This is a genomic window from Rhizobium sp. ZX09, from assembly GCF_017357485.1.
Taxonomy (GTDB): domain Bacteria; phylum Pseudomonadota; class Alphaproteobacteria; order Rhizobiales; family Rhizobiaceae; genus Agrobacterium; species Agrobacterium pusense.
Map to the genome: position 1 here is coordinate 1149705 of NZ_CP031363.1, position 12443 is coordinate 1162147.

7 protein-coding genes are annotated in these 12443 nt (G+C 57.4%); 3 read left to right on the top strand and 4 right to left on the bottom strand.

Features of this window, described 5'->3' with window-relative positions; translation table 11 throughout:
• Positions 1 to 111: 111 nt before the first annotated feature.
• The 3 genes from BTN45_RS05595 to BTN45_RS05605 all read right to left on the bottom strand — a co-directional run bounded on the left by BTN45_RS05595 (position 112) and on the right by BTN45_RS05605 (position 4586).
• The gene (locus BTN45_RS05595; protein ID WP_003501156.1) at positions 112 to 3081 is read right to left on the bottom strand and encodes a Tn3 family transposase; all 2970 of its coding nucleotides are present in this window, start codon (positions 3079 to 3081) and stop codon (positions 112 to 114) included.
• Positions 3082 to 3097: 16 nt separating this feature from the next.
• Complete coding sequence (locus BTN45_RS05600; protein ID WP_003501158.1) at positions 3098 to 3703, bottom strand: recombinase family protein; 606 nt, start codon at positions 3701 to 3703, stop codon at positions 3098 to 3100.
• 148 nt (positions 3704 to 3851) lie between these two features.
• Entirely contained in the window at positions 3852 to 4586 is a 735-nt protein-coding gene (locus tag BTN45_RS05605; RefSeq protein ID WP_207589221.1) for a DUF3644 domain-containing protein, read from the bottom strand.
• Between the two features lie 822 nt (positions 4587 to 5408).
• Between BTN45_RS05605 and BTN45_RS05610 the strand changes: the two genes are divergently transcribed.
• From BTN45_RS05610 to BTN45_RS05620, 3 genes are read left to right on the top strand one after another with little or no spacing between them, the layout of a single operon-like run.
• On the top strand, positions 5409 to 8432 hold the full coding sequence (locus tag BTN45_RS05610) for a hypothetical protein (protein ID WP_207589223.1): 3024 nt from the start codon (positions 5409 to 5411) through the stop codon (positions 8430 to 8432).
• Complete coding sequence (locus BTN45_RS05615; RefSeq protein WP_207589225.1) at positions 8413 to 8868, top strand: response regulator; 456 nt, start codon at positions 8413 to 8415, stop codon at positions 8866 to 8868. The genes BTN45_RS05610 and BTN45_RS05615 overlap by 20 nt, the downstream gene beginning before the upstream one ends.
• Positions 8865 to 10085, top strand: coding sequence for a hypothetical protein (locus BTN45_RS05620; protein ID WP_207589227.1), 1221 nt, complete (start codon positions 8865 to 8867; stop codon positions 10083 to 10085). The genes BTN45_RS05615 and BTN45_RS05620 overlap by 4 nt, the downstream gene beginning before the upstream one ends.
• A gap of 66 nt (positions 10086 to 10151) precedes the next feature.
• Here the strand turns inward: BTN45_RS05620 and BTN45_RS05625 are convergent, their stop codons facing one another.
• Entirely contained in the window at positions 10152 to 12434 is a 2283-nt protein-coding gene (locus BTN45_RS05625; protein ID WP_246751663.1) for an AAA family ATPase, read from the bottom strand.
• Positions 12435 to 12443: the final 9 nt, after the last annotated feature.

Consider the following 12443-nt stretch of genomic DNA (forward strand, 5'->3'; position numbering starts at 1 on the left):
ACCAAAATGTTCCTTGAGGACCTCATTGAAGTTGAGGCAGCAGGCCTGAAGTTCTGCTCCGACCGCATCGTCGATCCTGGGGCTCCGTGGGCATTTCTACATTAATACACGCTAAGGGAATTTGAAGTTGTTTGGATTGAAGCGGTTAGCCCGGATTGGCCTGAAGCGTTCGAGGGGTCGGTCAATTTCGTTCCAGAGGTAGTCGCCGGTGAGCGCGATATGCGCCCATGGTAGTGGTGCGACCTGGGAGAGCAGCTCGTCCGGAATGATAATACCCTGACTGCTGATATAATCGACAGCACGGCTGAGATAGACAGTGTTCCACAGGATGATGGCGTTGACGACGAGGTTAAGACCGGACGCGCGGTAAGCCATGGTTTCGGCGACGCGGTTGCGCAATTCGCCGAGCTGGTGGAGGAAGATGGCGCGTGCGAGAGCATGACGGCTTTCACCCTTGTTGAGGATCGCATGCGATCTGCGGCGCAGTTTCGTATCGAGCAGCCAGTCGCAGATGAAGATCGAGCGTTCTATCCGGCCCATTTCGCGCAGGGCCTGGTTCAGCCGGTTTTGTCGCGGCGACGCTGCCAGCTTCTTGAGGATGACGGAAGGCGGCACCAAACCTGCAGCGATCGAAGCCTTCAGCCGCAAGACCTCATCCCAGTGGTGCTCGACGACATCCATGTTGACGGTTCCAGCGATCAGCGCGTCGAGCGGTTCGTAAGCCGGATCGCGATCAATGACAAAGAGCCTGCGATTGCCGAGATTGCGGATACGGGGAATGAGCCTGTAGCCAAAGGCGTGGAACATGGAGAACGTCGTTTCGGTGGCGCCAGCGGTATCGGTTGCGTGCTCATAGATTTCGACGGAGCTTTCGTTGTGAAGGAGGCCGTCGAGAACGTAGGGGGCTTCGCCCTCGGATGCCTGGATCATGCGGGAGAAGAAGGAAGCAAAACGGTTGGACAGGAAGCCATAGATCGACGCCCCCGGTCGCTTGCCGTATTTTGCATTGTAGTCGAGGCTGGCTTCGCCACGCCCGCCAGCCGGAAAGAACTGTCCGTCCGAGGAGGAGATATGGCCGTCACCCCAGATCGCGGCAAAGGGATGGGCCTGCTGCGCATCGACCAGCACGGCGGTCGCCGTGGCGTAGGTTTCCGATCGCATATGCCTGTCCACCATCAGCATCATCTGGTGGATCGTGACGCCGCGTGAGCTTTCCGCCATACGTTCGGCTCCGGCATTGGTGGCGTCGGCAAGGATCGCTGCCATCAGCGCTGCCTCGTCGTTTGCCGTCTCACCGGTACGATAATGCGTGAAGCTGTCGAGGAATTTGGTCCAGCTTTGCACCTCGGCAAGCAGGCTGGTGATCCTGATCCGTGGCACCAGAACATATAGTCGGCGGCTGAGCGCGACGATGCTGTCGCGCTCCTCCTCGCGGATCGGCGAGATCGACAGGCCCTTGTCGGAAATCGCTGCATCCGGAATAGCATTGGCAGCCGCCGCCTTTGCCAGCTCTTTCAGCTTCGCATCGAGCGTGGCGGTCCGTTCTGCTCGCCATTCGGCAAAGCTGTCGGGGAGTGCGAGCCCGAGCCGCCCCTCGGCGCGCATCAGCTCGAAGATCGGCCGAGGCAGAAGATAATCCTCGAAACTGCGCCATGCCCGGCTGCCTTCGACCCAGATGTCACCGGCCCTCAGACGCTCTCGCAGGTGAACGAGGACCGCCACTTCCCAGGCGCGCAGGTCGATATCGGCACTGTTCGGGCGCACGCAGCGTCGCCATTTGCGGGTCAGAAAGGCGAGCGGCACCTGCGCCGGCAATTTCCGGCCGCCATAGAGCGCGCGCAGATGGTCCACTGCTACAAGGATCGGATCATCAGCACGAAACGACCGGAACGAGAACGTGCGGAACATCAGTCTGCCCAGCTTGCGCAACGATTTGTGCCGCTTGATGAGCTCGTCGAATTCGTTACTGCGATCAGGGTGGACGACAGATCTGGCTGCCGCCATGCTGGCGACCAATCCGTCCCAGCCGAGGGAGGCTGCGATCGCCGATGCAAGATCGGTTTTGCTCGCACGAGCGGCCAGAAGCGCCTCGCCGAGCTTGAGATGCTCAAGCGCCACCCCATCAAGAACCTCGGCCTCTTTTAGCCGGCGTTCCGTGCGGCTGATCTCGGCCTTGCGGCGGTTGCTCCCAATCATTTTGCAGAACATGTCGATCGTCAGGTCGGTGATCGACGCCTGTCTCTCGATGACGAAGGCGGCCAGCGTGGCGTAGCGACGTTCGGATGTCAGGCGTCGTATCTCCCGGGCATGCAGAATGCGTGCATCCCTGGCGATGATGCCGTAGCGATTGGCATGGATCGTCTTGCGACGGTCGTCGGGAATGGCGGCTGAGCGCAATACCTCGAGGCGGGCGATCAAGCCTTTGAGGTTCTTCAGCTTCGCCCCTTCAGGTGCTTCCGCAATCCAGCCAAGGTGGCTCCGATCGCCGGCCCGCTCAGCGAGGAGCTGATCAAGCGCCTCGATCGAAGGCTGCTCCAGATCCCGGATCAATTCGCGATAGGCTTGTCGACGCGCCGCCGCCCGGCCGGCCAGTGCCAGACGGATCAGCAGCTCCGGCATAGGAACGAGCAACTTTCGTTCCTTCAAGGCTTCGATCACGGCCTTGGCGATCGGCGCACCTTGTTCAGTGGCCGCCGCCTCGCGTGCCGCCGCCGTTATCAACTCGCGATAGTCACTCGTCCGGACAGGCTGAAGCTCCAGTGCAGAGACGATCTCGCGCGCGTGTTCCCGGCGCGTTTCGTCGCGCTGGGCGTAGAACTCGAACACTGCAGGGTCGATGCCCAGCTGGTCGGCGACAACAGAGACAACCGCCTGAGGTGGAACTTCGCCTATTCGCAGCAGACGGCCCAGATCACGCACCAGTGCGAGTTGGATCGCAAAGCCAAGCCGATTATGCGACCGGCGATGTTCCTTGACGAAGACAATATCCTCGGAAGTCAGTGCATAGCGCGCTTGCGCATCTTCATAAGCTTCGGGTGGTTCGAATAAAACGGCACGCGATTGCTCATCGAGAAACGCCATCAGCCACGGTCACTCGTCAAACTACGGTTTCGGGCGTGCCGGTCTTGCCGGGGCCTGTCCATCCAGTCCGCTTCAACGTGTCGATCAAGGTCGAGCGCGCCACCTTGAACGTCCGGCACACGGACGCCTTGCTGGCGCCAGCTTCCAAAGCAGCTAGAACCTGCTCGACCTTTTCCGCATCGATCGTTGGAGGTCTCCCGCCCTTACGGCCACGTCGGCGAGCCGCCGCCAGGCCGGCATTGACCCGCTCGGTGATCAGCACTCTCTCGTATTCTGCAAGCGAGCCGAACAGGTTGAACAGAAACGCGCCGTGCGAATTCGTGGTGTCGATCGCCTCCGTGAGAGATCGGAAGGCGACACCACGTTCCTTCAAATCCTCGACGATACGGATCAAGTGGGAGAGTGACCGGCCTAACCGATCTATCTTCCAGACGACCAGGACATCGCCTTCGCGCAATTCGCCGAGGCATGCCTTCAGACCCGGCCGGTCATCACGCGCTCCGGAAGCGCGATCCTGATGGAGATGGCGCTCATCGACCCCGGCCGCGAGCAGGGCATCGCGCTGCAAGGCAACCGACTGGCGCTCGTCACTACTCGATACCCGCATGTAACCGATCAACATGTGCGACAAACCTCAAATCAGGTGTTGCCGCACAGCCTAACATTCCGACAGGGTTTGTCGCGCAAAAAATGGCCCTATTGCGTGGCCAGTTTGCCCCGCGATCACGGTGAGCGGAAATCATGTGTTTCCCGTCACCTGCAAAATGCCCTTAGCGTGTATTAATGTAGAAATGACCACAGAGCCCCATCCTGCTGGTCGACTGGTGCTCAATTTCATTTCTCAGACCAATCAGGAAACGGAGGTTGGTCTTCATCCCTTCCTGCAAAGGACACTTACCGGTGTCGATGCACTGGGTCAGGTCCCAGTAGCGATCCTGTCCCTGAGGGGTCCGTTTGTCCTTGTAAACGTAAGGAATACCGAGACGCTTGTAGTAGCTGTGAAGGAGATAGGTCCACGAGATGATAGCGCTCACGATGAACAACTCAGCCCGAAAGGTAAGACCTGCACTGTTGAAAATATGAACAGCAGCGATCATCGCCTCTCGCGCTTTGATCAACAGCTCATCACCCCGAACACTAAGTCCTGTCTCATGATCGACATCTGGCCATGTAGAGAGGAAGACGTTCAAATCCTCTTCATCGGCAGCCTTTATTGCATTATGCTTAGCCCCAGACCTAATCTCACCAATGAGACGGTGGTTTACCGTTCTGGTCGGGCGCGTGAAGTATGCAAGAATGTCCTGGTCGTTGTATTCTTTTCTGAGGAGCATAGCCTTAACAAGCGGCACCTCCCATTTGTCGAGAGTATTGCCGCCCCTTCGTTTAACTCGACGTTTTCCTTCAACGTCGGCAGGAGCGACCTCAATGACCTCGGCGTCAACTACGTTATCCACTTCCTCGACAGCAACCGCGCGCCCAAATAGATCATTCGAATTGCCCGCCATAATTCCCCCACGTCCGTTCTGCGGAATGATTAGTAGCGAATCGTCGGCTATTTGCTACATCTGGCTGCTCTTTATTGGATACCCAAAGCTTTACGGCAACAGTACTATCTTTCCAACACGGCAGTCGAGGCGATCTTGAAGGCGCCAGGGGTAAAGCACGAAGATTATCTCGTGCACGATACGGCTACGTGACAACCGTCTTCAAGTTTCTCCTGAAGCGCGGAGCGACGTGGAAAAGACGATATTTAAATCGACGCTGCAAGAGGATGGGACGCTCAATGATGAAGTAGGCAGGATGTTCTATCGGTACGACGTCGTGCCGAGTTGGCTCCTGTCCCGCATCACAGTTTGCTCGATCGCCAGCAAAACTCGACCACTTTAGAATGTAGTGGATTAGTTATACTACCTACTATGACTGGCACTTATCAAGATGTAGTTCTGTGCTGAACAGAGGATGGTAAGTTGCCCGTAAGCCGGAAGCGGAATCCTCCCTCGCATTCGGAATGGCGCAATGCGGTCAGGGGCGGAACAGATTTAAAGACCCCACTAGACGCTGTGAGGGCGTCTTATCCATTACAGGCGCTTCCTAAAATTGCTTCTTGGGTAGCGAAGAGCCAGCGTCATCGGTCTCCGATAGACGGCGTGTTTCCCAAATCTGTGGCCCGCATAAGCTCTATGCCGCCCTTCGCGACGCAATCTCTGGATAGGGAGTTAGCATGGGCTATTGGAACACTTATAGTCTATGAGGATGAACTCGGGAGATACGTCAACAAACGGGAGGCTCTAGATGAACTCCTAAGTCAAGCGAAGTACCTAGAGGCGGTGGAGATCGTTGATGATATCAACGGTTCGCTTTGCTGGTCGTTGGAGATGATGGCAGCGCGGATAGGCCTGACAAGCCTTGTGCACGGTCTCGAGGGACAGAAGAACTGGATATCGGCACAGACCGTCGAGGGCGCGTCAGTCGCTGCAAATTTCTACTGTTACTGGTTCGGTGTGCGGTCTGAAAACGATCAAAACCCAGGCAGATATCGGACAGAAATCAAAACCCGGATAGAAACCTTTTGGACCGATGCAAACGGTAAGCGATTTTTGGCCTATCAACTCGCCGGTGAGGATGTGGCAGACGGCGACGAAGCTGAAATGCTCGCGCAGGTTCAGACGCATTCGGTGATTGACCTATACGAATTCTGTGTTCAGCTGGCACGTGTGTGCGCAGCAGAGGGTAGGGCAGCTTCCTACCCGCTCTATAATTACTTTCTACCGTTCATGTCCCGCATCGGCGACGTCCGCGTCGATAAGATATCCTTTCTTATGGGCAACCTCTCCGCAGCGATCGGATTCGAGGCCGGAGCGTTGGAGACCGATATCGCTCTGATTGAGGAGGATGAATGCGGGCTGTCCGTTCCTACGCTTCACCAAGTCTATCAAATGTCGAACCTCGGCATCGTGCCAAGTTGTGACCTTACGGCAGTTGCTAGATCAGTGCTCGATATGCAACTTGCGCCGGACCGTCTTGATGCTGCACGAGAGCGGCTTCTTCAGCAGGCACTGTTTTTTCCGAGGTTCAGTATCGGCGAGGCTGCAACCAGTATATTCTTACTAAGCGAAAATCCGTCGCCTATTGCAGGCGAGGCACAGCACCGCAGGAGGTTCATGAGCCACAAGGCCCACGACCCGTCAGCACTCGCTTTCCTGCCGCCAGAAGTCTCCGTGCATTATGGTGAATTCTTGACGTCCGCTGTCGGGCTCCCGCGTGGCGTAGTCGAATACTGCCGCTTCGACAGTTCGGCCCTGCCCACATGTCGGGTTTCCAGTCGTGGGGACCTCTGGTGGAAATTTGCTTCTGCAATGAAAGCCCGGCAGAATCGAGAAGTCGCAGCACTGCTACAGGCCGAGCGGGGGGAAGGGCTCCCGGCGACCCGCATGGCGATGTGGTGTGAGATCGAAGCCATGCTGGCAGCAGGTGAAATTAACCGAGCCGTCGAGGTCTGCGCCGACTTCTACCGCCGCAGGCCTGAGCTTGTTCACTGGCTTCCCTGCGAAAGGCTGGCCGCGCGGCTCGACGACATGACAGTCGGCCAGTACGCAGGCTCTACAAGCATGGCTCTCGTGGTGTGGCTTCTTTCAGAGCACTACGACCGGGATTTTCGGTCCCCTCTCTCCTATGCGGTCGATAACTACCTTGATGAACACAACGTTGCTCGACCATCCCAGCTTAGGGCCGTAGACGCAGATGATGTGGCGGAGCTCGTGTTCTTCCTCTGGTCTATCTGCACCGAGGACACGTTGAGCCTTTCGCTGGTGTACGAGAGCCAGTTCGAACTCGAAGAAGAACGCTTGGCAATACTGTCGCAGTTGAAGACGCTCGATCCGGAACGCTCGTCGATCTTCGAGGACGAAATAACCCTCATTTTGAGGCGTCAGGAAGTTACCAAGGCTATAAAATCGCTGGACCGCAGCAAAATCTCGATGGATGAGGAGCCGATTAGAGATTGGGCGCGGAAGAATCTCCGAGGGAAATTCGACCGCTTTCGGGCGCTGATCGAAGCGGGAATGGAAACCGTGTCCCCTATGGTGGCGTTCGAAATCCTGAATCGGCTTGCCGCCGGCACGCCGGATACCAAACCCTTCGAGATACCCGACAACGAGGTTTCGGCACTTTTCGCGGAAATGCTTGGCGAGTTGTGCCGAGAGAGCAGCCTGAACAGCAGACACGGCATCAACAGCTATCTTAGCCTTCGTATCAGACACGGCACCATCTCGGGACAGCTGAGGCGACCGTCCCAGGAACAGCATCTTCTGACCACAGTCTCTTCTGGCGGGGCTTACGGTCCCAACCAACATTGGTATGACTTGCTGCAAGGACACCTCGGCCACGAGGACGCAGAGCAGGTATCTCAGCAACTCGGAGCGTTTTCCAGAGAGTACGATCTACTGGTAGACCGTTTCTCGTCCGACTATGTCCAGATACGTAGACCCGACAAGCCTAAGGGCCTTATAAGTTACCAGTTCCCGGAAGCAGTGGTACTGAGCTTCTCGTCGGATGCGAAAGAGATCATAGACTTTGATCAGTTTTTGGACTCCTTCTTTTCCGTGTTCTGGGCTCACATGGGCAACGTGCTTAGGACAGTCCAATCCTACATCCGCAACGAACTTCGTGACCAGTTCGACGAACTGTTCGCGAATGCCTCCGCTGACATCCTCCCCAACGTCAACGCGGCCAATTTTCCGTTGCTGAACGACGCGATGGTTCGGGCACGCTCTGGTCTTCACGACGCCCTGCACGAGATGGCCGAGTGGTTTGACGTACCCCAGACGATCGAAAACTCGCCGCTGAGCTTCGAAGTTCTCGCGGAGATTGGGAAGGAGATGGTGCGCCGTCTGCATCCACATTTCAACCCTCGGCTCAGCATCACCGACCGATTGGAGATGAAGCTAGGCAACGCATTGATCGTCTTCACCGACGCGATTTACATCTTGTTCGGGAACGTCGTGAAGCACGCCGACATGGAACAACCGGAGGTTCGTATCGAGATCGACGAAATCGACGGTGTACTCGAAATGTCGTTCGTCAGCGACTGCCGTGACATTTCGATCCATCGCCAGAAAATCGAAGATGCACGAAGTAAGCTCAAAACCTCCGATTCGTTGAAAGACCTGAGCACAGAGGGGGGCACGGGCTTTCCGAAACTTGCCAATATTATGGCGTTCTCAACCGCTTCCGAACCCGTAGACATTGGCATCAATGAAGAAACTGGGCATTTTACGTGTCGCTTGAGGTTCTCTTATCACAAAATTCGACAACCTACCGAGGAGCAAGATTGTGCGTATTTTGGTAGTTGAAGACGACGAGAATAAGCGCCGCGAGGTACATGAGTTCCTGCGGTCTAACTACCCAGCGGACGAGCTGATGTTTGGCTCTTCTCTCGTTGCGGGGCTCAGGGAGGCCAAACGCAGTTCTCCCGATCTCGTAATTCTCGACATGACGCTTCCGAACTATGAGGCTAGAGGGATGGAGCTGGACGGGCGAATGCACCCATTCGGCGGAAAGGAGTTTCTCAGACAAATTGCGAGAACCTCCGCTTCCTGCAAGGTCATTGTTCTAACCCAGTTCGAGAGCTTCGGGGAAGCGCCGAACGTCACGAGACTGGCTGACTTGGACGCGGAACTGAAATCGAAATACTCGAAACACTATGTCGGCTCCGTCTACTATCATGCATCGATTGATGAATGGGCGAAGAACCTTAACTCGATGATTCAGGGCTTGAAAATTCAATGAGGATTTTGATCGTAGACGACGATACTGCGAAGGCTTCCGCCATCTCCAAGGTCTTGCTGGAGGCGGGGGTCCCAACGCTAGATGACATCACTCACGTCACGAACTCCTTCGATGCGGCCGCCGAGCTTCGTAAGACCCAGTTTGACTTGTTAGTCCTTGACCTCATGATTCCTAAGACCCGTCTGGGTGAGGCTGAGCTGGATGGGGGGCAATCGTTGCTTCGGAGTATAATGGCCCGCGGGACATTCCTTCGCCCCAAGCATATCGTTGGCCTGACCTCTTTCGACGACGCGAGGGACCAATCAGAGGCCGATTTCAATAACGGACTCTGGTCGATCCTGAAATACGACACGTCCTCGGCGGACTGGATCGAACAGCTCTCGGGAAAGGTTCGTTACATCCAGTCGTCAATCGATGCGGTTGCCACGGGTTTGGACTACGACTATGACGTGGCCTTTGTCTGCGCCCTCGCCAAACCCGAGCTGTCTGCTGTACTCGACCACGATTGCGACTGGAAGGTGATCGATCGACGCACCGATCCGACTCAGTATTGGTCTGGAACGATCCGCGCAGGTTCGAAAACTCTTCGCGTAGTCGCTTGCCACGCCGCTCAGATGGGAATGGTCGCCACAGCAGCTGTCGTGGCAAAGGTTTCCAGCGCATTCCGGCCCCGCATTATCGTCATGACTGGTATCTGCGCTGGCCGGGAAGGAGACATCCAGCTAGGTGATGTTGTGGTCGCAAACATCTCTTGGGACTATGGCAACGGAAAGTTTCACCACAAGGACGGCGAAGTACGGTTTGCCCCCGATCCCGTCCAGATCGCTCTTGAGCCAATGCTGCGAAAACATGCGGAGGCGTTGTCAGCTAATCAAGAGGCGCTGGACGCAATCCGCAGAGGCTACAAGCCACAAAAAATCAACAGCGTGCTCAACGTAGTCGTCGGCGCGATGGCGACAGGGGCGGCAGTGCGCGCCGACGACGGTTTTTTCGATGAGCTCGCCGCCGCAAAACGTAAAGTAGTGGCTGTGGATATGGAGGCCTACGCCGTCTACGCAACAACGGCCGAAATGGTGGCACCTCGGGCTATGGCCATAGTCATTAAGTCAGTCTGTGACTTCGCAAACTCGCACAAGAATGATACTTACCAAGACTATGCGGCTTACACGAGTGCGGCCTGCGGAATGGAGCTCGTGAAGGCCTTCTTTTCGGAATGACGCGACATCTGAGCTCGGGGCACGCAGTACGTCCACCACCTCTCCCGCATTGTCATCAGTACACCATCAGCACAGGCAGAGCGCAGTATCTCTAGCTAGGCTCGCGGGTGCCGCTGAGATCACCTCGTTAATGAATTCAATATCGCCGACAAGAACGACAGTCTCTATGCCGCGAGTTATCGCAGTATAGAGCATCGTCCTATCTAACAGCTTCGACCGGACAACGGGGATGATCACCCGTTTGAATGCCGATCCCTGCGCCTTGTGGACGCTGATCGCCCATCCGTGGGTGAGCTTCTCAAGGTCGGCAGTGGTAATCGCGTCTTCAGCGCCGTCGTCGAATCGCACCCAAGCCCCTTTGGGATGAGGTTTGGTAATCACGCCCAGGGAGCCATTCATAAAGCCAGCGCAGATCGGATCGCCCGTCACCTTATCGACGACAGGCTTCCCTTCAGCATCGAGTTGAGGGGCCTTCGAGTAATCGTTCTTCAGCCACATGATCTTCGAGCCGACGCTCAGACCCCAATCCTCGACTTTTGCCTGCCTGGCCATGTACTCGACCTCGATGGCGCGGTTCATCTCCTTCGATCCTGCGACGCCGTTCTTCACCTGCGCGAGTATCTGGACGTCCATCTCGTGTAGGGTGGCCGTCTTGCCATAGGGTGGAACCCGCCCGCACATGGCGCGGAAGGCTGCTATGGTCTTCGCCGCCACGTCGTCTTTCGATGCCGGGAAGAGATAGACGCCAGGGGTCAGCGCGACGTTCGGATCGAAGCGTCGGAGACCGACCATCTTGCCGGTGCGTACGGCGGATGCGACAGCAGGAATGCCTGTGGCATCATCCTGCCTGTGAACGATGTCGAGGGTGACCGAGGGAATGCTCGCCGCCTTAACCATGATGTGGAAGGGCAGCCCGGGACCAATGGGCGGAAGCTGACCGGGATCGCCGATGAAGATCAGGTTGACCTCAGTAGGCAAGTGGGCGAGCACCCGGTAGATCGACGGAGTATCGAGCATCGAGGACTCATCGAAGATGACGGTTCCCGCCTCGATACGACAACCAGCATCCTCGATGTCGTGCACCAGCCGCGAAAGAGTGCTCGCCGGGCGGCCAGTCGCTTCGCTGATCCGTCTTACGGCGCGGCCCGCCAGAGCCACCTGCAGATGTTCGACACCAAGGCGTTGCGATGCTGGCAGATGATCGCGGATGGCTTCCAATGCTTCTAGGATCGCCCGAACGACGGTTGTCTTGCCCGTGCCCGCTCCACCGCTGATCACGCAGACGCCGCAGGTCGTGGCCATGAAGACCGCCTCGCGCTGCGCATCTGTCAGAGCGTAGCCGATCTCGGCCTCTACCTTGGTCATGGCATCAACGACGAGCTTGCCGCTGAATCCTGGAACTTCGCGGCCGATGCGCTCGCCAATCTCTCGAGCGACCTCTTCCTCCATGAACCGACACGCTCGCGACTGAAGAAGATCGGTCGATGGTGAGACCACGCGCCCCGTGGCCAAGGCCAGAGCGATGGCCGTCGCCGGATCGCCCGTCCAAGGTGCCAGCAGGCGTTTCACTAGAGGCTTCAGGACCGGGGAAGGGGAGGCCATGTTGCCTGCCCTGAAGCGGATCGCCAACGCCTCCTCGACTGCGGCTGTCAGCCGCCTCGAGTCGTCGAGGGCGACGCCCAGCCGCAGCGCTCGCGCATCAACGTCCTTCCAAGGCTCCAGCAATGTCATAGTGAACGGGTCGGCCTTGATGCGGTCGATAGCTCCCAGACCCCAGACGCGGGCGGCAGCACCAGCCACACGAGGGGAGACGCCGTATCGATCCAGCCATCGGAAGATTTCGACCTCGTCGGCAAGCATGCCGAACCCGTCAACAATGGTGATGGCACGATCCGCCCCGACGACTTCCGCGAGCGCCTTCAGGTCGCGATCCCGGATGATGCCATAGATGGTCTCGCCGAAGCGCTCCCAGACCCTCTCCGCCGTCGCCCAGCCGATACCGACGAAGCGCTTATCGGTGGCTAGGTGGCGAATGATCGCCCGCCCTTTTGTGACGAGGGGTAGGGCCACCTCGGCATGGAGCTGTGGACCATATTCCTGATGCAATTGGATGGAGCCCGTGACACGCCACGTTTCGCCCACCGCCGGATCGCGCGGTGATCTCTTAGAGAGCACGAGCGCACGACGAAGCTGCTCGGCCTCGTCACGCCCGATGATGACATGGTCGCCGAACCGGCTGGCATGGACCGACGTGATAGACAGCTCCCAGGAAGACTGCTCAGAACGCTCACCAAGGACCAGGAACGTCTGCCCCTCTGCGCCACCTCGTCGTTGATTGGCCCCTGCCATGGGCTCTAG